The sequence below is a fragment of the Pseudarthrobacter sp. PvP004 genome, assembly GCF_017876035.1.
Lineage (GTDB): Bacteria > Actinomycetota > Actinomycetes > Actinomycetales > Micrococcaceae > Arthrobacter > Arthrobacter aurescens_A.
This window is the reverse complement of record NZ_JAGINL010000001.1, coordinates 899,587-920,708: the sequence shown is the minus strand read 5'-3', so window position 1 is coordinate 920,708 and position 21,122 is coordinate 899,587. Positions and strand designations below refer to the sequence as shown.

16 protein-coding genes and 3 tRNA genes are annotated in these 21,122 nt (G+C 61.7%); 11 read left to right on the top strand and 8 right to left on the bottom strand.

Going from position 1 to position 21,122, the window contains the following annotated elements:
- Positions 1–163: 163 nt before the first annotated feature.
- From ilvC to J3A64_RS04165, 5 genes are all read right to left on the bottom strand, one after another.
- Complete coding sequence (gene ilvC / locus J3A64_RS04185; RefSeq protein ID WP_014922112.1) at positions 164–1,189, bottom strand: ketol-acid reductoisomerase; 1,026 nt, start codon at positions 1,187–1,189, stop codon at positions 164–166.
- Positions 1,190–1,257: 68 nt separating this feature from the next.
- On the bottom strand, positions 1,258–1,770 hold the full coding sequence (gene ilvN, locus J3A64_RS04180; RefSeq protein ID WP_011775174.1) for an acetolactate synthase small subunit: 513 nt from the start codon (positions 1,768–1,770) through the stop codon (positions 1,258–1,260).
- Positions 1,771–1,772: 2 nt separating this feature from the next.
- Positions 1,773–3,677, bottom strand: coding sequence for an acetolactate synthase large subunit (locus tag J3A64_RS04175; RefSeq protein WP_011775175.1), 1,905 nt, complete (start codon positions 3,675–3,677; stop codon positions 1,773–1,775).
- A 294-nt stretch (positions 3,678–3,971) separates the two neighbouring features.
- The gene (gene ilvD / locus J3A64_RS04170; protein WP_011775176.1) at positions 3,972–5,693 is read right to left on the bottom strand and encodes a dihydroxy-acid dehydratase; all 1,722 of its coding nucleotides are present in this window, start codon (positions 5,691–5,693) and stop codon (positions 3,972–3,974) included.
- Positions 5,694–5,816: 123 nt separating this feature from the next.
- Positions 5,817–6,749, bottom strand: coding sequence for a LysR family transcriptional regulator (locus J3A64_RS04165; protein WP_014922113.1), 933 nt, complete (start codon positions 6,747–6,749; stop codon positions 5,817–5,819).
- A gap of 181 nt (positions 6,750–6,930) precedes the next feature.
- Between J3A64_RS04165 and J3A64_RS04160 the strand changes: the two genes are divergently transcribed.
- The 4 genes from J3A64_RS04160 to J3A64_RS04145 all read left to right on the top strand — a co-directional run bounded on the left by J3A64_RS04160 (position 6,931) and on the right by J3A64_RS04145 (position 9,608).
- Positions 6,931–7,944 (top strand): hypothetical protein, encoded by a 1,014-nt coding sequence (locus J3A64_RS04160; protein WP_286176159.1) that lies wholly within the window; start codon positions 6,931–6,933, stop codon positions 7,942–7,944.
- An 18-nt stretch (positions 7,945–7,962) separates the two neighbouring features.
- On the top strand, positions 7,963–9,144 hold the full coding sequence (locus tag J3A64_RS04155; protein WP_210063681.1) for a sorbosone dehydrogenase family protein: 1,182 nt from the start codon (positions 7,963–7,965) through the stop codon (positions 9,142–9,144).
- A gap of 117 nt (positions 9,145–9,261) precedes the next feature.
- Positions 9,262–9,337: transfer RNA gene (locus J3A64_RS04150), tRNA-Lys, on the top strand.
- 195 nt (positions 9,338–9,532) lie between these two features.
- Positions 9,533–9,608 (top strand) — tRNA-Lys (locus tag J3A64_RS04145).
- A 93-nt stretch (positions 9,609–9,701) separates the two neighbouring features.
- Here J3A64_RS04145 and J3A64_RS04140 read toward each other — a convergent pair.
- Positions 9,702–10,169 carry a MarR family winged helix-turn-helix transcriptional regulator gene (locus tag J3A64_RS04140; protein ID WP_011775180.1) on the bottom strand — a complete coding sequence of 156 codons (468 nt, stop codon included), beginning with the start codon at positions 10,167–10,169 and terminating at the stop codon, positions 9,702–9,704.
- 84 nt (positions 10,170–10,253) lie between these two features.
- Between J3A64_RS04140 and bcp the strand changes: the two genes are divergently transcribed.
- From bcp to J3A64_RS04105, 7 genes are all read left to right on the top strand, one after another.
- A complete protein-coding gene (gene bcp / locus J3A64_RS04135) occupies positions 10,254–10,727 on the top strand; it encodes a thioredoxin-dependent thiol peroxidase (protein WP_014922117.1) in 474 nt (157 codons plus the stop codon).
- Positions 10,728–10,788: 61 nt separating this feature from the next.
- Positions 10,789–10,870: transfer RNA gene (locus J3A64_RS04130), tRNA-Leu, on the top strand.
- 168 nt (positions 10,871–11,038) lie between these two features.
- A complete protein-coding gene (locus J3A64_RS04125) occupies positions 11,039–12,706 on the top strand; it encodes an ABC transporter substrate-binding protein (RefSeq protein WP_014922118.1) in 1,668 nt (555 codons plus the stop codon).
- A gap of 79 nt (positions 12,707–12,785) precedes the next feature.
- Positions 12,786–14,291: a malate:quinone oxidoreductase gene (locus J3A64_RS04120; RefSeq protein WP_081589143.1), complete on the top strand. Its 1,506-nt coding sequence runs from the start codon at positions 12,786–12,788 to the stop codon at positions 14,289–14,291.
- Between the two features lie 67 nt (positions 14,292–14,358).
- Positions 14,359–17,583, top strand: a complete 3,225-nt coding sequence (locus tag J3A64_RS04115) for an efflux RND transporter permease subunit (RefSeq protein ID WP_014922119.1) — start codon at positions 14,359–14,361, stop codon at positions 17,581–17,583.
- A 149-nt stretch (positions 17,584–17,732) separates the two neighbouring features.
- Entirely contained in the window at positions 17,733–18,857 is a 1,125-nt protein-coding gene (locus J3A64_RS04110) for an LLM class flavin-dependent oxidoreductase (protein WP_014922120.1), read from the top strand.
- Positions 18,857–19,318 (top strand): MarR family winged helix-turn-helix transcriptional regulator, encoded by a 462-nt coding sequence (locus J3A64_RS04105; RefSeq protein WP_011775186.1) that lies wholly within the window; start codon positions 18,857–18,859, stop codon positions 19,316–19,318. Before J3A64_RS04110 ends, J3A64_RS04105 begins: the two co-directional genes overlap by 1 nt.
- A gap of 15 nt (positions 19,319–19,333) precedes the next feature.
- On the opposite strand, the gene J3A64_RS04100 is transcribed toward J3A64_RS04105, so the two are convergent.
- Together J3A64_RS04100 and J3A64_RS04095 are read right to left on the bottom strand one after the other, a co-directional pair.
- Positions 19,334–20,140 carry a transglutaminase family protein gene (locus J3A64_RS04100; protein WP_014922121.1) on the bottom strand — a complete coding sequence of 269 codons (807 nt, stop codon included), beginning with the start codon at positions 20,138–20,140 and terminating at the stop codon, positions 19,334–19,336.
- Positions 20,141–20,210: 70 nt separating this feature from the next.
- Complete coding sequence (locus J3A64_RS04095; protein ID WP_210063680.1) at positions 20,211–21,113, bottom strand: hypothetical protein; 903 nt, start codon at positions 21,111–21,113, stop codon at positions 20,211–20,213.
- Positions 21,114–21,122 lie beyond the last annotated feature (9 nt).

Sequence of the window (21,122 nt, the reverse complement as noted above, 5' to 3'; positions counted from 1 at the left end):
GGTAGCTGGTGTGAAGAAGTTCACAGCCCATGCGGCTGGGCTATTCGGTGGAGAAAACTGTGAAATTCGGTGGAGAAACAACGCATCGAACGACGACGCCCGCCCGGCTGTGTTCCCCGGACGGGCGTCGTGGTGCGCGAGCCGCTAGGCCTGCACTGAAGGATCAGCGGGCTGCAGAACCTTCAACGTAGTCAGCGTCCTGCTGCTGCCAGGAGAACAGGGAGCGAAGTTCGCGGCCGACCTCTTCGATCGGGTGCTGCTCTGCCTTGGCACGCAGTTCCTTGAACTCGGTGCCGCCGTTGTCCTGATCGTCGATGAAACGCTTGGCGAAAGCACCGTTCTGGATGTCCGCGAGGACAGCCTTCATGTTTTCCTTCACCTCGGGGGTGATGACGCGCGGGCCGGAGACGTAGTCGCCGTACTCTGCGGTGTCGGAAACGCTCCAGCGCTGCTTGGCGATGCCGCCTTCCCACATGAGGTCAACAATGAGCTTGAGTTCGTGGAGAACCTCGAAGTAGGCGATCTGCGGCTGGTAGCCGGCCTCGGTGAGGGTTTCGAAGCCGTACTGGACGAGCTGGGAAACGCCGCCGCAAAGGACAGCCTGCTCGCCGAAGAGGTCGGTCTCAGTCTCTTCGGTGAAGGTGGTCTTGATGACGCCGGCGCGGGTTCCGCCGATTGCCTTGGCGTAGGACTTCGCCAGGTCCCAAGCGGAACCGGATGCGTCCTGCTCAACAGCGATGATGTCCGGGATACCGCGGCCGGCTTCGAATTCGCGGCGAACAGTGTGGCCCGGAGCCTTCGGGGCGATCAGGATGACGTCAACGCCGGCCGGAGCTTCGATGTAGCCGAAGCGGATGTTGAAGCCGTGCGCGAAGGCGAGTGCCTTGCCTTCGGTCAGCTTGTCCTTGATGGAGTCGTTGTAGATAGAGCGCTGGTGCTGGTCCGGTGCCAGGATCATGATGACGTCTGCCCATTCGGCAGCGTCTGCAACGTTCTTGACAGTGAAGCCTGCGTCTTCTGCCTTGGAGGTCGACTTTGAGCCGTCCTTCAGCGCGATAACAACCTCGACGCCGGAATCGCGCAGGTTGAGTGCGTGGGCGTGGCCCTGGGAGCCGTAGCCAACGATGGCTACCTTGCGGCCCTGGATGATCGACAGGTCTGCGTCGTCGTCGTAGAACATTTCAGTCACTTGCGTAACTCCTCTTGAGTGGTTTTTCGTAGATATTGATAGTGGTGCTGCGGTACTGGGCGCAACGCTCACGCGGAGCGGAGCGCCCTGTCACTCATGGAGCGGGATCCCCGTCCAACGGCCAAGGTGCCGGACTGCACGATTTCACGGATGCCGAACGGCTCGAGCACTGAGAGCAGTGCAGCGAGCTTCTCGGGGGTACCGGTTGCCTCAATCACCAACGAGTCTGTGGACACGTCGACGACGGCGGCACGGAACAGGTCTGCAGCCTGGGTAACCTGCAGACGTGTCGCGGCATCCGCACGTACTTTGACCAGGATGTGGTCACGTTGTACGGAAGATTCTGAAGTCAGCTCAACGATCTTGATGACGTTGACCAACTTGTTGAGCTGCTTGGTGACCTGCTCGATGAGGTCGCCGTCGGCGTCGACGACCACCGTCATGCGGGACATGCCTGGAACCTCGGTGGGTCCCACAGCCAGGGAATTGATGTTGAACGCGCGCCGGGCGAAGAGGCTGGCCACGCGGGTCAGCACGCCGGGCTTGTCTTCTACCAGAACGGACAGTGTGTGACGGCTCATGCCTAGTCCTCCTCTTCCCATTCCGGGGTCATGTTGCGGGCAACCTGGATCTGGTCGTTGCTGACGCCTGAAGGCACCATCGGCCACACCATCGAGTTGGGGCTGACGACGAAGTCGATAACCACGGGGCGGTCATTGATTTCGAGCGCCTTCTGGATGGTGGCGTCAATGTCTTCGTCGCGCTCACAACGAAGTGCTGCGCAGCCGTAGGCGTCGGCCAGCTTCACGAAGTCCGGAATCCGGATGGTGTCGTGGCCTGTGTTCAGATCCGTGTTGGAGTAACGGCCCTCGTAGAACAGGGTCTGCCATTGGCGGACCATGCCCAGTGAGGAGTTGTTGATGATGGCGACCTTGATCGGGATGTTGTTGATGGCACACGTGGCCAGTTCCTGATTGGTCATTTGGAAGCAGCCGTCACCGTCGATGGCCCAGACCACGCGGTCCGGTTCACCGACCTTGGCGCCCATGGCTGCCGGAACCGAGTATCCCATGGTTCCTGCGCCACCTGAGTTCAGCCAGGCGTGAGGCCTTTCGTACTTGATGAACTGGGCGGCCCACATCTGGTGCTGGCCCACTCCGGCTACGTAGATGCCTTCCGGACCGGTGAGTTCGCCGATGCGTTTGATCACGCGCTGCGGGGCAGTGAGACCGTCCTCGGGCTCCGTCCAACCCAGCGGGTACGTGTCGCGGAGGTTGCCCAGGAAGGCCCACCAGGAATCCAGGTCCGGGGTCCCGCTCAGTTCGAACTGAGTCTTCACGGCCTCGGTAAGTTCCGGAATGATTTCCTTGACCGAGCCAACGATCGGAACATCGGCAGTGCGGTTCTTGGAGATTTCCGCGGGGTCGATGTCAGCGTGAATGACCTTGGCAAACGGGGCAAAGGTCTTCAGCACGCCGGTGACGCGGTCATCAAACCTTGCACCGAGAGTGATCAGGAGGTCGGCCTGCTGGAGGGCAGTGACGGCGGAGACGGAACCGTGCATGCCGGGCATGCCTACATGCTGCGGGTGGGAATCCGGGAAGGCACCGCGGGCCATCAAGGTAGTGACCACGGGAGCGCCGGTAGCAAGCGCGAGCTCCATGAGCTCTGCAGAAGCATGGCCCTTGACCACACCGCCGCCTACGTAGAGGACCGGCTTGCTGGAAGCAGCGATCAGCTTGGCAGCTTCGCGGACCTGCTTGTTGTGGCCACGCACCACGGGACGGTAGCCCGGCAAGTCCACCTTCGGCGGCCAAGAAAAAGTCATCTGGCCAACCTGGGCGTCCTTGGCGATATCCACCAGGACAGGTCCCGGGCGGCCCGTGGACGCGAGGTGGAAAGCCTCTGCCATGACGTGCGGGATGTCGTTGGGGTCAGTCACCAGGAACGAGTGCTTGGTGATGGGCATCGTGATCCCCACGATGTCCGCTTCCTGGAAGGCATCGGTGCCGATGACTCCACTGGAGACCTGGCCGGTGATGGCCACCATCGGCACGGAGTCCATGTGGGCGTCCATGATGGCGGTAACGAGGTTGGTGGCACCGGGTCCCGAGGTGGCGATGCAAACGCCAACCCGTCCGGTAACCATGGCGTAGCCTTGCGCGGCGTGGCCGGCTCCCTGTTCGTGACGGACCAGGATGTGATTCATGCTGGAGGCCATCAAGGGGTCGTAGGTGGGCAGGATCGCGCCACCGGGCAAACCGAAAATATCGTCCACGCCGAGTTCTTCGAGCGACCGGACAATTGCTTGCGAGCCGGACATCACCGTTGGGGGTACAACGGTGTTCGGCCCAAGTACAGGAGAGAGAGGTGCAGCAGCGTCGACCACGACGGCCTCGGCCGTACGGTCGATCTTTTCCGGAGCTTTGTGGGCTCCAGCGGACTTTGCAGCCATCAGCGAGGGGCTGATCGGCGATCCTTTGCTCATCGGACTCTTCCTTAGTGGATCTTCATTAGATGGATCTTGCTTCGGGGAATAAAAAAACCCCTCAGCCTTCCGGCTCTTCGAGGGGTTTGCGCGTGACGGTTCGTTACCAGTCGGGCTAAGCCACGCGCTTGGTAAGGACGACGACGCCGACGGTAACGAATGTGATCATGCGTTCAGTGTTCCCTCTAAGTGAGATACGTGTCAATTGACCACTATCGTATCTCACTATTTGGACAGCTATGTCCGCCTGCCGGACTCCGGCTGTCTCATGACAGCCGGAGCCCCGTGCAGGAATTATCCGCAGTACGCTCCGGTGGAGGCGCTGTGGACAAGCTTGGCGTACTTGGCAAGAACACCCTTGGTGAACTTGGCGGGCAGTGGCTTCCAGCCCTCTTTGCGGGCTTCGAGCTCGGCTTCGTCCACCAGGAGGTCGAAGGAGCGAGCGGCGATGTCTACACGGATGCGGTCACCGTCCTTCACGAACGCGATGGGGCCACCATCCACGGCTTCAGGCGCAACGTGGCCGATGCACAGACCGGTTGTGCCACCCGAGAACCGGCCATCCGTGAGAAGGAGGACATCCTTGCCGAGTCCCGCTCCCTTGATGGCGCCGGTGATGGCCAACATTTCCCGCATGCCGGGACCGCCCTTGGGGCCTTCATAGCGGATGACCACTACGTCTCCCTTGTTGATTTCGCCGTTGTCCAACGCGCTGAGGGCGCCCTGCTCGCGTTCGAAAACGCGTGCAGTTCCTTCAAAGACGTCAGCATCAAAACCGGCACTCTTCACTACCGCTCCTTCCGGAGCCATGGAGCCGTGGAGGATGGTGATGCCACCGGTCTTGTGGATCGGGTTGTCCAGCGCACGGAGGATTTTGCCGTCAAGGTCCGGCGGGTTGATCGAGGCGAGGTTTTCCGCGAGCGTCTTGCCGGTAACGGTGAGGCAGTCGCCGTGCAGTAGTCCGGCGTCGAGCAGTGCCTTCATGATGACCGGCACGCCGCCGATCTTGTCAACGTCGGTCATCACATAACGGCCGAAGGGCTTGAGGTCCCCAAGGTGCGGAATTTTGTCGCCGATGCGATTGAAGTCGTCCAGCGTCAGCTCTACTTCGGCTTCCCGGGCGATCGCGAGCAAGTGCAGCACGGCGTTGGTGGAACCGCCGAAGGCCATGGTGACGGCAATGGCATTCTCGAACGCCTTTTTGGTCATGATGTCACGGGCCGTGATGCCCAGGCGCAGCAGGTTTACTACGGCTTCGCCGGACTTGCGTGCGAAATCATCACGACGGCGGTCTGCCGACGGCGGGGCGGCTGAACCCGGGAGGGACATGCCCAAGGCCTCGCCGATGCACGCCATGGTGTTGGCCGTGTACATACCGCCGCAGGCGCCTTCGCCGGGACAGATGGCCTTTTCGATCCTTGTGAGGTCTTCCATGCTCATTTTGCCGGCGGCGCAGGCACCCACGGCCTCGAAGGCATCAATGAGGGTGACTTCCTTCTCCGAGCCGTCCTCCAGCTTGACCCAGCCCGGCATGATGGAGCCGGCGTAAAGGAAGACGGATGCGAGGTCCAAGCGGGCAGCAGCCATGAGCATGCCCGGAAGGGACTTGTCACAGCCGGCCAGGAGCACCGAGCCGTCAATGCGCTCGGCCTGCATCACTGTTTCCACAGAGTCGGCGATGACTTCGCGGGAGACCAGGGAGAAGTGCATGCCCTCATGGCCCATGGAAATACCATCCGAAACGGAGATCGTGCCGAACTGCATCGGGAAGCCACCGCCGGCATGGACGCCTTCCTTGGCGCCTTGTGCGAGGCGATTCAGGGAAAGATTGCAAGGGGTAATTTCATTCCACGAGCTGGCAACACCGATTTGGGGTTTGGCAAAGTCGTCGTCGCCCATGCCCACCGCACGGAACATGCCGCGGGCAGGCGCCGCGTGAATGCCGTCTGTCACCACCCGGCTGCGGGGTTTAATGTCCGGCGTGCTGTCTGTCGCAATCTGGGTGGTGTCGCTCATGGTCCAAAGTCTATGTCTACCGGGCGACTGCCGACGCTGTTGCACACCGGGTTAAGCCCAAACCTTCGAATATTGCGGGCGTCCTGCCCGCTAACCAAGGCCAGGGACTCAGATCGTCCGGGTCTAAGTGCCGGGATGTGACTCGTTGAGTTCCTTGGCAATGGCCGCAGCCTCACTTTTGAGCATGTCCAAAACGATGCCAATGGTTGCCCGTGCGGCAACCTCCTGCCGGGACAGGGCCACAATGCTTCTGCTCGCCTTCACGTCCGTGAGCGGGCGAAGGACCAGCCCCCGACGCGCGCTTGCCCGGGCCGTGTAGCGGGGAAGAAGGCAAATGCCGTGCCCGGCGCCCACCAAAGCCTCAAGCACCCTGAGATCCGGATATCGCTGTCCCCTCAGAGCGGGCCTGCCTGCATGGAGTTCGATCTGGCGAAGCACGGTATCGAAAGGGAATCCCTCCGGGACGCCGATCCACGGGTAATCAACAACGTCCTGGGGGCTTAACCGGACCTTGGCTGCCAAGGGATGACCGGCAGGCATCGCAACATCCAGCGCTTCCTCCAAAAGCGGCACTACCGCCAGGCCCCTCCTGGCGAAAACTTCCGGCCCATCCACGCTGTGTGCCAGCACGATATCGTAGTCCGCCACCAAGGGAGCGAAGTGGGCGGTTCCCGGATCTTCGAAATGGGCGTCGAAAGTCAGTCCGGCCACCGCGGAAACCCGATGCAGCACTCCTGGAAGCAGCATTTCCGCTGCGCTGGGAAAGAAAGCTGCGGAAACGCGCGTCTGCCAACCCTTGCGGTAACTGTCAATGGTGGACTCCGCCCTGGCCATGGCCGTGGCGATGTCCGACGCCGCTGCCGCCATGGCCAGTCCTGCTTCAGTCAACTGAACGCCCCGGCCCACCTTCTCCACCAGCACAACGCCGATCTCAGCCTGCAGCGTTTTCAGCTGCTGCGAGACTGCCGAGGCTGTGACGTTCATGGCCTCGGCAGTAGCGCCAACACTTTGTCGGTCTGCCAATTCGCGCAGAATCTGCAGCCTTTTGAAATCCATGGAGCCAGACTAAGCGACCCCGGGAAATTCCCCGTTCATGATCTATTTTCAACCTCAAGGCAGTAAGTAAACTGATCATTTTCGGGTGAATCAGCAGGTCAAACGCTGGACAGCCCATTAGCAGCCACGTAACGTCAGGATTACCACGAGCTTCACCCCAGTGAGCAGAAGGGCCTCAACCATGGACTGGTTAATTTGGGTCATTGTCATTGTTTTGGTCGTAGCCATTATTTGGTGGCTCATGAACCGCAACAAGACAGGGAGTACTTCCTCAAGCCAAGCGCCCGCTGATGATCGCGCTGCAGGGACATCCGGGGCTGCTCCCCCTGCAGCGACGGCGCCGAGCAATACAGCGTCCCTGCCGGACGCCGGCGTAGCCGCAGCAGGCGTGGCAGGTTTGGCGGGGGTGACCAATCTCGGAAAGGCTGCCGCCGAGGGCAGCGGCCCTACCGTCGACGAACCCGGCCCAACAGAACCCGGCACTTCCGAACCCGATCCCTCAGAACCCTCCCCTTCAAACGAAACGCAGGGGCCCTCCCCCGCCCCAGATGAGCTGCACGCCGCGCCGCGTACCGCCGTCGACGATTCACCGGCAGTGATCGCCTCCGACATTCAGCCCGCCGCAACACCGGGCTTGACCGTAGCGGAACCGGTCATCGCAACTCCCGCAGTGGCCGAACCCGTGGTTGAAGAACCAGTGGTCAACGAACCGGTGGTGGACACGGACGCGAAGGTCCATTCGGCCGACGCCGGCGACGTTGACGACTGGGACGCGGGTTCTCCTGCGGTCGCTTCCGGAGCAACGACAATCGGGGCGACTGACGCAGCAGTACCAACAGGCACCGACGAAGCAGCAGACAAGGCCGAGTGGGAATCTTCCTGGACAGATGAGAGCGGAAGCCCGGTCCACCACCACGAGTACACGGACGCGCACTCCCCAACCCTGCCTGGCGCCGAGTCCGCCGCGGCCGAAGATTCGGGGAGCTCCGGCCACCTGGCCGTGGAACACCCCTACGGCACGGGCTCTTCCAGCGCACCCGGGGATGCGTATCCCGTCAAGGCCAGCGCATCAGACATGACCTACCACGACGAAGACACGGCCGGGTATGACGACGCTGCTGCCGACGTATGGTTCGAATCCTCCGCGCACGCCGAAGCTGCCGGTTTCCGCCCACCCCGGCGCAGCAGGCACTGAACCCAGGCAGGCAAGAACATGGGCAGGCACTCTTCGGACCGACGCGAGCGTCTGGTGCCTGCCGCTGCGCTTGCAGTGATCCTGGCGCTGACGGGATGCACAGGCAGTCCGTCGTCGCCGGGCACCGCGGCAACACCCAACCCATCCAACACCTCCGGCAGTTCGCCTACACAGGGCGGGGCAACCTCTTCTGCAACTACGCCCCCAGGAAGCAGCCAGGCGACGGGCGCATCGCCACAGCTCCCCGAGGTGGTTCAGAAGCTCGACGTCGGACTGCAGCTGCCATGGTCGGTGGTCTTCCTGCCGGACGGTACAGCTGTGGTGTCCGAGCGCGACTCCGCTCAAGTTAAGAGCATCCGAGACGGCCAGGCCACCACCGTTGGCGAGGTACCCGGCGTCGACCCCGGCGGGGAGGGCGGGCTGTTGGGCTTGGCTCTCTCACCTGACTTCGCAACGGACCGTTGGCTGTACGCCTACTTCACTTCGCCAAGCGACAACCGCATCGCTCGGATCAAGCTGACCGGGGAACCCGGTGGTCAGTTGGCCCTGGGCGAGACTGAGGTGATTTTCTCCGGAATGTCCAAGGCCTCAACCCACAATGGTGGCCGGATCCGCTTTGGCCCGGATGGGTTCCTCTACGTCGGCACGGGTGACTCGCAGCGGCGGGAACAACCGCAGGACACCAACGCCTTGGGCGGCAAGATCCTGCGGCTCACGCCCGAGGGGCGCCCGGCGCCGGGAAATCCCTTCGGCGACAACCCGGTCTACAGCTACGGGCACCGGAACGTTCAGGGCTTGGCCTGGGACAGTGACGGACGCCTCTGGGCCAGTGAGTTCGGCCCGGACGTGGATGACGAACTGAACCTGATTACCCCGGGCGGCAACTACGGTTGGCCTACAGTGACCGGTGCACCCGGCCGCAGCGGCCTGATCGATGCCAAGGTGGTCTGGCCTTCAACGTCCGACGCCTCACCAAGCGGGCTCGAAATCGTGGACGGTATTGCCTACACGGGGGCGCTTCGCGGCCAAAGGCTGTGGGCAGTTCCACTCAGCGGTGAGACCGCCGGCACCCCTGTGGCCTATTTCACAGGAGAATACGGGCGCCTGAGGGACGTGGCCCGCGCTCCCGACGGCACCTTGTGGGTCCTCAGCAACAACAGAAACCCTGATTTTGCGCTGATTCTGAGGGCTGGGCCGTGAAGCCGCAGGCGGCAAACAGCCGATTTCACTCTTCGGCGGAAGTCGTGTAGAGTTACATGTCGTTGCGGAGATCGCCGGGGAAAGAAAAGCTCCCTGGCTTGATCAAAATCAACAGCTGCACCTCTAGCTCAACTGGCAGAGCAATTGACTCTTAATCAATGGGTTCCGGGTTCGAGTCCCGGGGGGTGCACCAAGCAAAAGGCCTTGGAGTGAATATCACTCCAAGGCCTTTTTCGTTGTTCAACGCCTTATTTCGGGGGCAAGAAAATGGCGTGCATCACGCATTGCACTTTGTGGTCTGCAGCAGCCAAAATGTGGTGTAGAGTTATTTGTCGTTGCGGAGGTCAACGGGGAATGCGAATTCCTCCACTAAGCCGAAACAATAGCTGCACCTCTAGCTCAACTGGCAGAGCAATTGACTCTTAATCAATGGGTTCCGGGTTCGAGTCCCGGGGGGTGCACCATAAGGAAAGGCTCCGGATCGTTTCTACGATCCGGAGCCTTTTTGTGTGTCCCTGCATGGGCTCCCACCGGGAAGCCCAGGTCACAGGCTTTGCTCAGGCTTGAGGCAGGTCGGTGTCAATATCGCGGGATTCCTCCTCCGGCGCCGGCAACCCGGCCAGACCCCGGACAACGATCCTTAGTTCTTCGCGGAGGCGGGCCGTGTCCACCGCCACGGGTGACAAGACATCCTGCTCAAGCTTTACTGCTTCCGCAAGAGCTGCAATGCCAGCGTCGGTAAGGGTTACCACGTGGCTTCGGCGGTCGGAATCACTGCGTTGCCGGGTGACATGCCCGTGCAGCTCAAGCCTCGCAAGAGTGGTTCCCATGGTCTGGGCCTTGACCCGTGCTACTTCGGCCAAGGCCGCCTGCGTAATGGCCCCCTTGGCAGCCAGCACCTGCATGGCAATGACACCGGCGTGCGTAAGGCCGATGGACTTCAATTTTTCGTTCCACGAGATTTCCACCAGGCGCGCAGCTGTTGAAAGCAATCGGGTGGTGGGCCATCTCTCCATATCTGGCATGCCGACAGTATATGCGCGGATGGGGTGAGGACGCGGCTTCTCCTACTAAACTGGGAAATCGCGATCACTGGCAAGGAGCACATTTTGGCTGAACGACTTATCCCTGGGGACAACGCCCCGGACTTCACACTTCAGGATGAAACCGGCAAAAGCATGAGCTTGTCCGACCTCCGCGGACGGAAAACCATCCTCTATTTCTACCCCGCCGCCTCCACTCCCGGATGTACCAAGGAAGCCTGCGATTTCCGCGACACCCTCGGTTCCCTTCAGGCTGCAGGCTACGAGGTTGTTGGCGTCTCCCCCGACCCCGTCAAAGCACTTGCCAAGTTCAGCGAGGAGGAACAGCTGACCTTCCGCCTGCTCTCGGACGAAGACCACACCGTAGCCGAGGCGTATGGAGCCTGGGGCGAGAAAAAGAATTACGGCCGCAGCTACATGGGATTGATCCGATCCACTTTTGTGGTTGATCCTGACGGGAAGGTTTCCCTGGCGCAGTACAACGTGCGTGCCACAGGGCACGTTGCCAAACTCCGGCGGGATCTCAAGCTGGACAAGTAGCGGGTACACTGGAGGCCGGTATTGCAGCGGCCGTCCTGTAAGACGGACCGATTGTCAGCCAGCGCGAGTGGTGAAATTGGCAGACACGCAGGATTTAGGTTCCTGTGCCTTCGGGCGTGGGGGTTCAAGTCCCCCCTTGCGCACAGTTATACGAATACCCCCGGTTGCAGAACCGGGGGTATTTCTGTCCTCAAGCAGCCGGGGGCTACCTGGAGTTGCGCTGGGAACCGCACTCAGGACGTTCAACTAGACTGGAATGCGGTCTGGCCGAAGCCGGCCAAAGCACTTCCAACCGGCTTGAGGGGACAAGAGTGGCAAGCAGCAAAACGCGGCGCCTGAGCATGCAGATCGGGGCTGCCGTACTGGCGTTGGGGCTGGCAGGGTGCACGGGCACACCGGGCCCCGCACCGTCGTCGTCCGCCGGCAATTCCGTCGCCGCTGAGCCCTCGGAAACTTTCAACTTCGGCACAGCGTCCATGCCCTTGGGCCTTGATCCTGCGATGACCGCGGATTCCGAGTCCTACCGTGTCACCCGCCAGGTCCTCGAAGGACTCGTGGGCGTAGATGGCGAAACAGGGCAGACAACTCCCCTTCTCGCCACGGAGTGGAAGGACAGCAACAAAGGGCTGAGCTACGACTTCACGCTCCGCTCCGGCGTGACCTTCCACGACGGCACTCCTCTGGACGCCGCAGCTGTTTGCGCCAACTTCAACCGCTGGTTCACCTTCCCCGAGGACCTCCGAAAACAAGCGCCCGGAATTTCCTTCCAGAGCGTTTTCAAGGCTTACTCGGACCAGCCGGTGTTCTCCATCTTCAAAGACTGCACAGTGGTCTCGGCCAGCAACGTCCAGATAAACCTGACACGCCCCTTCACCGGATTCCTTCAGGCCCTGACGCTCCCGGCCTTCGCCATTTCATCCCCGGCAGCCCTGAACGCGCAGAAGGCCAACGTCCTTGACCAGGTCCGGAACGGCCAGGCGATGTCCAGCTACGCCGGCCATCCCGTGGGCACGGGCCCGTATGTGTTCACCGGGTGGGACGACCATAAGCTCACCCTGTCCAGCTACAAGAACTATTGGGGCGACCGGGGCCAGATAGCAACCATCAACTTCATTCCTTACGATCGCGCGGAAACGCGCCAGCAAGCTTTGTTGGACGGCAAGATCGATGCCTACGACCTCGTGACGTCCGGAACCTTTGACCAATTGGTCAAAAAGGGTGTCCAGATCATCCAGCGTGACCCGTTCTCAGTGATGTACCTGGGGATCAACCAGGCCGTTGCACCGTTGGAAAAGCCGGAGGTCCGGCAAGCGATCGAAATGGCGATCGACAAGGAATCGTTGATCCGCAAGTTCTTCATCGACAACACGTCGCAGGCCTCGCAGTTCGTGCCGCCCAAGCTCAGCGGCTTCAACAACAACGCCCCGGCCTTGGGGTACAACCCGGAGAAGGCTAAAGAGCTTTTGAAGAAGGCCGGGTACAAGGGCGAGGAGCTGAAGTTCTACTATCCGCTCAACGCCACGCGGGCCTACATGCCCACCCCGGAAAAGATCTACGCCGAGCTGAGCCGCCAACTCGTCGCCGTCGGCTTCAACATCAAACCAGTTCCCATCGACTGGGAAGACGGCTACCTCCAAAGGGTCCAGTCTGCCGGAGACCGCGGACTGCACCTGCTTGGCTGGAACGGCTCCTACGCGGATGCCGACAACTTCCTGGGACCCCTCTTCGGCGAAACCCGCGCCGAGTTCGGATACGCCGACTCGGAAGTCTTCCACAAGATAGAACGCGCACGGGCCATGCCCGAGGGCGATGACCGCAACGCCCAGTATCAGTCCATCAACGCAGAGATCGCGGCGTCGGTACCGGCTGTGCCCATCGCCTTCCCCATCTCGGCGCTGGCGTTGTCCAACAAGGTGGAGAGCTACCCGGCTTCCCCCGTCCTCAACGAAGTTTTCACAAACGTCCGGCTAAAGCCTTGACGATTCCCCGTAATTTCAGTATTGAGTCTGCGCGGGGATATTCTGTGACAGCCAGTGCCGCCGCTAACGGAGATTGATCGTGACCTTCATTTCCAAGACTCAACATGCCGACGTCGTCCTTATTGGCGGTGGAATCATGAGTGCCACCCTTGGTGCGTTCATCAAGCAACTTGAACCCACCTGGACCATCTCCCTGTTCGAGAGACTCGACGAAGCAGGGCTCGAAAGTTCCGGACCGTGGAACAATGCCGGCACCGGCCATGCTGCCCTGTGTGAGCTTAACTACTCCCCCGCAGCAAAAGACGGCTCCGTAGACCCGTCCAAGGCCTTGCACATCAATGAACAGTTCCAGCTTTCCCGCCAGTTCTGGTCCCACTTGGTGGACAGCAACGTCATCGGGTCCCCCAAGGGTTTCATCAACACCGTCCCGCACATGAGCTTCGTCATCGGCGATGACCACTCGAACTTCCTCAAGAACCGGTACGAGGCACTCAAGCCCAACACGCTGTTCCGCAGCATGGAGTACACCGAGGACCAGGACCAGATCGCCAAGTGGGCCCCGTTGATCGTCAAGGGCCGCGACCGCAAGCAGCGCGTTGCCGCCACCCGCGCGGCTGAAGGCACCGACGTCGACTTTGGCGCCCTGACGCGCGAACTGACGGGCTACCTGCAAAGCAGCGGCGCCGAGGTCAACTACGGCCACGACGTCACCAACATCCACCGTGCAGCAGGCGGCGGCTGGGACCTGTCCATCAAGCACCCCAAATCCGGCGAGCATGGCCGAATCCACGCGAAGTTTGTCTTTGTCGGAGCCGGCGGCGGCGCGCTCCACCTGCTCCAAGCATCCGGCATCCCTGAAAGCAAGGGCTACGGCGGCTTCCCCGTCTCCGGCCAGTTCTTCCGCTGCACGGACGACGCCATCACCTCACAGCACAGCGCAAAGGTATACGGTCAGGCGTCCGTCGGCGCGCCGCCCATGTCCGTCCCCCACCTGGATACCCGCTATGTGGACGGCAAGCGCTCCCTCCTCTTCGGCCCGTACGCCGGCTTCTCCACCAACTTCCTGAAGACCTCCAGCTACCTGGACCTTCCGCTGTCCATCCGTCCCGGAAACATCATCCCCATGCTGGCCGTGGCCAAGGACAACATGGACCTCACCGCTTACCTCATCAAGGAGGTTGCCAAGCGGCACGAGGCCAAGGTTGAGGCCCTGCGCGAGTACTACCCGGAAGCAGCCGGGGGCAATTGGGAACTGATTACCGCAGGCCAGCGTGTACAGATCATTAAGAAGCACCCCCAAAAGGGTGGCGTCCTGCAGTTTGGCACCGAGGTCATTGCCTCCCGCGATGGTTCCATTGGCGCTCTGCTGGGCGCTTCTCCTGGTGCTTCCACCGCCGTGCCCATCATGATCGAACTGTTGCAGAAGTCCTTCCCCAAGAATTTCAAGGGGTGGCAGTCCAAACTCAAGGACATGATGCCGGGCTACGGCGTCAAGCTCAACGAGAATCCGGACTTGGCCGCCGAACTGGAAGCAAGCACCGCCAGGTCCCTGCAATTGGAAGTGGCCAACGCCATCCAAGGCTAGGCCACACCCGGGGCTGCGGCCGGTTCCCGTCAGCCGAATCGTTACGTAGACCGCAGGAGTCAATGCAATGTTCCGCTTGGCCAAACTGTCCCTGGGAAACCGGGCCCTGATCGCGCTGATCACCGTCTTTGCGGCGGTGTTCGGCGTGATCACCATGGGATCGCTCAAGCAGGAACTCATTCCCTCCATCGAGTTTCCGCAGATCACCGTTGTGACCTCCATGCCGGGCGCCTCTCCTGAGGTTGTGGACAAGCAGCTGAGCCAGCCGCTGGAAACAGCACTGAACAGCGTTGAGGGGCTTGAGTCCACCACGTCGACGTCCCGCAACGGCGTTTCGCAGATCACCATGGTGTTCACGTACGGCTCCAACCTGGACCGGGCGCGCAACCAGATTGACCGGGCCATTTCCAACGCCAAGCGTGTTCTGCCGGCGGACGTTGAGCCCCAGTCCATCGCCGGCAACATCAGCGACTTCCCCATCGTCTATTTGGCAGTGTCCTCGGACAAACCACTGAGCGAGCTCAACGCTGATCTCCTGCGACTCAGCGTTCCCCGATTGCAGAAGATCGACGGCGTCCGCGGCGCCGATGTGACTGGCGGTTCCAGCCAACACATCCTGATCCAGCCCCGCCCCGCGGACCTTGCAACTACAGGGGCCTCCGTCCAGTCCATCAGCAATGCGCTGAAGAACAACGGCACCCTGGTCCCTGTCGGCACCATCGAGGATCAGGGCAAGACCCTGTCCCTCCAGCTCGGCAGCCCCGTGGATTCCCTGGACATCATCAAGGGGCTTCCCTTGGCCGGTGCGAAAGGTGCTGCAACCATCGGGGCGGTTGCCGACGTCAGCATCGAGGACGACGCCCCTACTTCCATCACGCGTACCAACGGCAAGCCCACTCTGGCTCTGTCCGTCACCAAGAAGCCAGAGGGCGATACGGTAGCGATTTCGCATGCTGTGCGGGACGCCGTCGGACCCATGCAAGAGGAGCTCGGCAACAACGCGACCTTCACGCCGGTCTTCGACCAAGCGCCCTTCATTGAGAAGTCCATCAAGGACCTCACCACGGAAGGACTCCTAGGGCTGGGCTTCGCGGTGGCGGTCATTCTGGTTTTCCTGATGTCCGTGCGCTCCACGTTGGTCACCGCCGTCTCCATCCCGCTGTCCCTGCTCATCACTTTCATCGGCATCTCGGCAACGGGTTACTCGCTGAACATCCTTACTTTGGGTGCCCTCACCATTGCCATCGGGCGTGTAGTTGACGATTCCATCGTGGTGATCGAGAACATCAAGCGGCACCTCAGCTACGGCGAACACAAGCTGACAGCCATCCTGACGTCCATCAGGGAGGTTGCCGGGGCCATCACGGCTTCGACGCTGACCACTGTGGCCGTGTTCCTTCCAATAGCGTTTGTGGGGGACCTCGCCGGAGAGCTGTTCCGTCCCTTCGCCTTGACAGTGACCATCGCACTGTTGTCTTCGCTGTTGGTTTCCCTGACGATCGTTCCGGTCCTTGCCTACTGGTTCCTGTCCTCCCCCGGAAAGGGCGCTGAGGCACAAGCATCTGCCAAAGAGGCGGCCGCGAAGGCCCGCGAGGCGGAACAGCGGAGCCGTCTCCAGCGCGGTTACCTTCCAATCCTGGCTAAGACGCAGAAACACCCTGTCATCACGTTGTCCGCGGCAGCACTGGTGCTGGTGGCCACTATCGCCGTCTCGCCGCTGCTGGCCACTGATCTGTTGGGCCGCTCCGGTGAGAACAGCATGACGGTGCGCCAAGTCCTTCCTGCCGGCACCAGCCTGCAGGCCACCAGCGATGAAGCCTCCAAGATTGAGGATTCCCTGAAGGGCATTGAGGGCATCAAGGACGTGCAGGTCACCTCCGGAAATGCCCAGACCGGCTTCGCCGCACTCACGTCAACCGGTTCATCCAACTCGACGTTCACCATTGTCACCGACGAGAAAGTGAACCAAACCAAACTTCAAGACGAGGTTCGCGCCAAACTGGAGGGTGCCTCCGGGAAGGTCACGGTGGGATCCCAGCAGGGCGGGTTCGGCACGTCGTCCACGGTGGACATCACTATCAGGGCCGCGAACTCCGCTGACCTGCAAACAGCGAGCGATGCCATGGTGAAGGCCATGGAAGGCGTCCCGGGCAGCTCAGAAGTAGCCACGAACCTTGCTTCCACGCAGGCGGTGGTTCAGGTCCGCGTTGACCGGGCCAAGGCTGTGGCGGCCGGATTGACAGAAGAGCAGGTTGGCGCCTTCCTCGCCAGCACGGTCAGCCCCGTTCCCGCCGGTACGGTCCGAATCGAGACCAACGACTACCCCGTGCAAATCGGCGAGGGGACCCGCTTCACCAGCATTGCCGCAGTCCGTGCGCTGCAGCTCCCCACAGCCCGCGGTGGCGTGGCACTTGAGACAATTGCCGCCGTCGAGCAGGTGGACACCCCTGTGTCCATCACCAGCAGCAACGGGCAGCGGACCGCAAGGGTGACTGTGACGCCTTCCGGCTCCAACCTGGGCAGCGTCAGCACTGCCGTGCAAGAGCGGTTGGCAGCCGTGGAGCTGCCCGCCGGGGTCACGGCCACGATCGGCGGTGCCACTACACAGCAGGCGGAGTCCTTCCGGCAGCTTGGCTTGGCTCTGCTGGCAGCCATCGCGATCGTCTACGTGATTATGGTGGCCGCGTTCAAGTCACTCGTGCAGCCGCTCATCCTGCTGATCTCTGTTCCGTTCGCGGCAACCGGAGCCGTGGGCCTGCTGTTGGTGACGGGCGTTCCGTTGGGGCTGCCGTCCTTGATCGGCATGCTGATGCTGGTGGGCATCGTGGTCACCAACGCCATTGTGCTGATCGATCTCATCAACCAGTACCGTAAACCGCACGATGGCAGTCCGGGCATGAACGTTGCCGATGCCATTACGCACGGTGCGCGCCAGCGCCTGCGCCCCATCCTCATGACGGCACTGGCTACCGTGTTTGCCCTGACTCCCATGGCGTTGGGCCTCACCGGTGGCGGCGGGTTCATTTCCCAGCCACTGGCAATCGTTGTGATCGGTGGGCTGGTGTCTTCCACTGCGCTGACGCTGGTCCTGGTTCCGGTCCTCTACAAACTGGTGGAGGGGCGCCGGGAGAAGAAGGATCTGCGCAGAGCCCTCCAGGACAAGCCGACGGCGGCACCCGGCGACGGCCCTGGCGGCAGCGGCGGCAGCGGATCGGACGAGTTCCAGGACTGGACCACTGGAATGATTCCCCGCGTTACAGGCCGTCGCGCGGCCCACAATCCCGGAGAATAGCGGACTCCCAACAGACATATCCTTCATGGATAGGGCCGGGAACAATTCCCGGCCCTGTCCTGTTACAGGTATCGATACATGCAAATGCATCTAGTTTGAGGTACACTGTTTACAGAGCCCGGGACCTCGGGCAGGGAGAAAGGCACATCATGCAGATCGGCGTATTCAGCGTCAGCGACATCACCACTGACCCCACCACGGGCCGCACGCCCACGGAAAACGAACGCATCAAAGCGTCCGTTGCCATCGCCAAGAAGGTCGAAGAAATCGGCATGGATGTCTACGCCCTTGGCGAGCACCACAACCGGCCGTTCTTCTCTTCCTCCCCCACCACCACACTGGCCTACATCGCAGCCCAGACCGAACGCATCACGTTGTCCACGGCCACCACCCTGATCACCACCAATGACCCGGTCAAGATCGCCGAAGACTTCGCCATGCTCCAGCACCTCTCCGACGGCCGCGTCGATCTGGTCCTCGGCCGGGGCAACACGGCACCGGTGTACCCCTGGTTCGGCAAGAACATCCAGGACGGCATTGAACTCGCCATCGAGAACTACAGCCTGCTCCGCAAGCTGTGGGACGAGGACACGGTCAACTGGTCCGGCAAGTTCCGCACGCCCCTGCAGAACTTCACCTCCACGCCGCGGCCGCTCGACGACGTCGCCCCCTTCGTGTGGCACGGCTCCATCCGCACACCGCAGATCGCAGAAGTTGCCGCCTACTACGGCGATGGCTTCTTCGCCAACAACATCTTCTGGCCCAAGGAGCACTACCAGCAGCTGATCGGCCTGTACCGTGAGCGCTACGAGCACTACGGACACGGCAAAGCAGACCAGGCAATTGTTGGCCTTGGTGGTCAGTTCTTCATGAGGAAGAACTCCCAGGATGCCGTGAAGGAATTCCGCCCGTACTTCGACAACGCACCGGTCTACGGGCACGGACCGTCCCTGGAGGACTTCACCTCGCAGACTCCCCTTACCGTGGGCAGCCCGCAGGAAGTTATCGAGAAGACGCTGACCTTCCGCGAGGCATTCGGTGACTACCAGCGCCAGCTGTTCCTGATCGACCACGCCGGACTGCCCCTGAAGACCGTCCTGGAGCAGTTGGATCTCTTCGGCGAAGAAGTCCTTCCGGTCCTGCGCAAGGAATACGCTGCCATGAAGCCTGCGCACGTGCCCGACGCACCGACGCACGCCTCACGCGTTGCCGAAGCGCTGGAAGCCAAGGTTAGCGAATCCGCTACTGCCGGTACTGCGGGGCAGGACGCCTGATGTCCAGCCCCTCGGCGTCCTCCGCCGTTCGTCTAGCCGCCGAAACCTGGGAGTCGTTGTTCCGCTCCCAGGTGGCGGTGATGCGGAAGCTCCAGTCAGGACCGGCGTTCAAGACCCTCCCCGTCAAGGAATACGACGTCCTCTTCACGCTGTCCACATGCCCATCGGGCCAGCTTCGGCTCAATGAAATCAATGACAAAGTCCTGCTGAGCCAGTCCAGCCTGAGCCGGTTGGTGGACCGCTTGGAAAAGCGAGGTTTGGTGGAACGAACAACAGCGCCCGACGACGGCCGCGGAGTCCTGCTCTCACTCACCGAAGCGGGCAGCGAGCTACAAAAAACCATCGGCCGCGAACATGTTCGGGACATCGCCCACCTGGTGGCGCCTGCGCTCACAGCCGAGGAGCAACGGGAGCTTCTGCGCCTGACGGAGAAACTCCGCGCATCGGTCGCGGGACACTAACCCGAAGTCCGGACACTAACGCAGGCTGACGAGCTCCCGGGGGTCCTCCACCGGGAGCTCGCCGTTAACCGACGCACTGACCTTCAGTGTCTTCAAGGTCAAGCTGCCACCCACGGTGGACAGAAATGCCGTATCCGAAGAATCGCGCCCGGCAGTAATCCGAAGCATGGATTCGCGGGGGGCCAGCCCGGTGGGGTCGATAATGTGCCAGGCACCGTTTATGTAGGCCTCGGCAACGGCATGGAAATCCATGGGGCTCAGCCCGGGAGCGTACACTGCCGCCAGCCGCGCAGGTACGTCCTTGGACCTCAAGAGGGCGATGGCGAGGTGGGCGAAGTCCCGGCACACGCCTTTCCGGTGAAGCAATGTTTCCACGGCTCCGTCAGTTCCCCGCGACGAACCGCTGACATACCGGAGTTCCCCATTCACCCAGTTGCGCACCGCATGGAGCAGCTCGGCACCTTGCAGGCTGCCGAACTCGGCATAGGAAGTGGGCAGCAGCCGGTCTGACTCCGCATATCGGCTGGGCCGAACGTACCTGATGAGTTCCATCGGACTGGAGGCATCAGGCTCTCCCAAACCATGAACGGTTGCGCGGTAGTCCACCGACACCTCACTCGGCTCGGTGAACTCCAGATAGTGGAAGCGGCCACCATGGTGGTCGCTGAGTTCAGAAAAAGGAACATCAGCACCATCGATAGTGATGGACAGGGTTTCCTCCACTGCGTCATACCCCTGGTTGTTGGCCACGGCTATGGCCATGGCCACCTTGGTGTTGGCTGCAGTCTTGAAAACGAGCGAGGCAGCAACGTTGCGTTCCATTGATCTCCGGGGTGGGTTGCGGCGGGCAGCCCCCATCGCCGCCGTATGTATGAGTCAGCCAATCACAGGACTACAGATTGACCTTCAGAGACAGTAGCATCCGCTGGACATTGGCGAATTCAGAACCGTGGACCGCATACTTCGCAGCCAGGTCCAGAGTGTCAAAAGCTTTGGCTGGAGCCACCTTCTCATCAGCGGCAAAGGCGTGGATCGCCGGGACATCCCCAAAGGAGATGTCGCCCTTGCCTGCAGGGCCCTGAACCCGGTTCCTCAGTTCGCAGGACTGTCCGTCCACTCCCGCCACCATGTTGGTGATGCCGTAGGAGCCGAAGAACTTGTAGCCCTGGACCACACGGAAGACCACTCGCGGATCAATGGTGTCCGGGCCATCGGAATGCGAAACGTCCAAGGGCACGCTGCTGATCACCACATAGGGGCGCGCCTGCCCGGCGGGGCAGGAAACAGCTGCGACTGGGGGAAGGCCTGTTTGGAGCGTGGCGATATAGCGCCCTTCGCCATCCTTGACCTCCACCTTCACGGCATGGGCCAACGAACCGGCCTCCGGCGTCCCCGACTGCGCAATCCACTCCTGCGGCAGCTCGAAGCTCACTGTTTTGGCTGGGTCCGTGTATGTCTTCCAGGACACCGCCGTTGCCGCCGGGCTTGGCCCGGTGCTGGCCGAAGCGCTCGCGCCGGCTGTAGGGCTAGCGCCGGTGTTTTCGCCGGAGCCTGTTGTTTCCCCTGGGCCGGGTATTGCGGACGGCGAACCGGCCGCGGAACCCGTTGCCGGCGTCGTGCTTTCCGCAGTGCCGGTCCCCGATTCCGAACTGTTCGGCTGAGAGCCCGTGGTTGAGGTGACTTGCGGGCCTTTGTTTTCGGTGGAACAGGATGTTGTGGCGGCGAGCATGGAACCCGCCAGTACCACGGCGGCGAGCCGCATCGGAATACAGCGCAGGTTCAGGGAGCCCTTCATGACCACAGC

Excerpts from the sequence above, each read along its gene's own strand:
- ilvN (WP_011775174.1), bottom strand. The coding sequence starts at position 1,770 with ATGAGCCGTCACACACTGTCCGTTCTGGTAGAAGACAAGCCCGGCGTG.
- J3A64_RS04175 (WP_011775175.1), bottom strand. The coding sequence starts at position 3,677 with ATGAGCAAAGGATCGCCGATCAGCCCCTCGCTGATGGCTGCAAAGTCC.
- ilvD (WP_011775176.1), bottom strand. The coding sequence starts at position 5,693 with ATGAGCGACACCACCCAGATTGCGACAGACAGCACGCCGGACATTAAA.
- J3A64_RS04165 (WP_014922113.1), bottom strand. The coding sequence starts at position 6,749 with ATGGATTTCAAAAGGCTGCAGATTCTGCGCGAATTGGCAGACCGACAA.
- J3A64_RS04160 (WP_286176159.1), top strand. The coding sequence starts at position 6,931 with ATGGACTGGTTAATTTGGGTCATTGTCATTGTTTTGGTCGTAGCCATT.
- J3A64_RS04155 (WP_210063681.1), top strand. The coding sequence starts at position 7,963 with ATGGGCAGGCACTCTTCGGACCGACGCGAGCGTCTGGTGCCTGCCGCT.
- J3A64_RS04140 (WP_011775180.1), bottom strand. The coding sequence starts at position 10,169 with ATGCCAGATATGGAGAGATGGCCCACCACCCGATTGCTTTCAACAGCT.
- J3A64_RS04115 (WP_014922119.1), top strand. The coding sequence starts at position 14,359 with ATGTTCCGCTTGGCCAAACTGTCCCTGGGAAACCGGGCCCTGATCGCG.
- J3A64_RS04110 (WP_014922120.1), top strand. The coding sequence starts at position 17,733 with ATGCAGATCGGCGTATTCAGCGTCAGCGACATCACCACTGACCCCACC.
- J3A64_RS04105 (WP_011775186.1), top strand. The coding sequence starts at position 18,857 with ATGTCCAGCCCCTCGGCGTCCTCCGCCGTTCGTCTAGCCGCCGAAACC.
- J3A64_RS04100 (WP_014922121.1), bottom strand. The coding sequence starts at position 20,140 with ATGGAACGCAACGTTGCTGCCTCGCTCGTTTTCAAGACTGCAGCCAAC.
- J3A64_RS04095 (WP_210063680.1), bottom strand. The coding sequence starts at position 21,113 with ATGAAGGGCTCCCTGAACCTGCGCTGTATTCCGATGCGGCTCGCCGCC.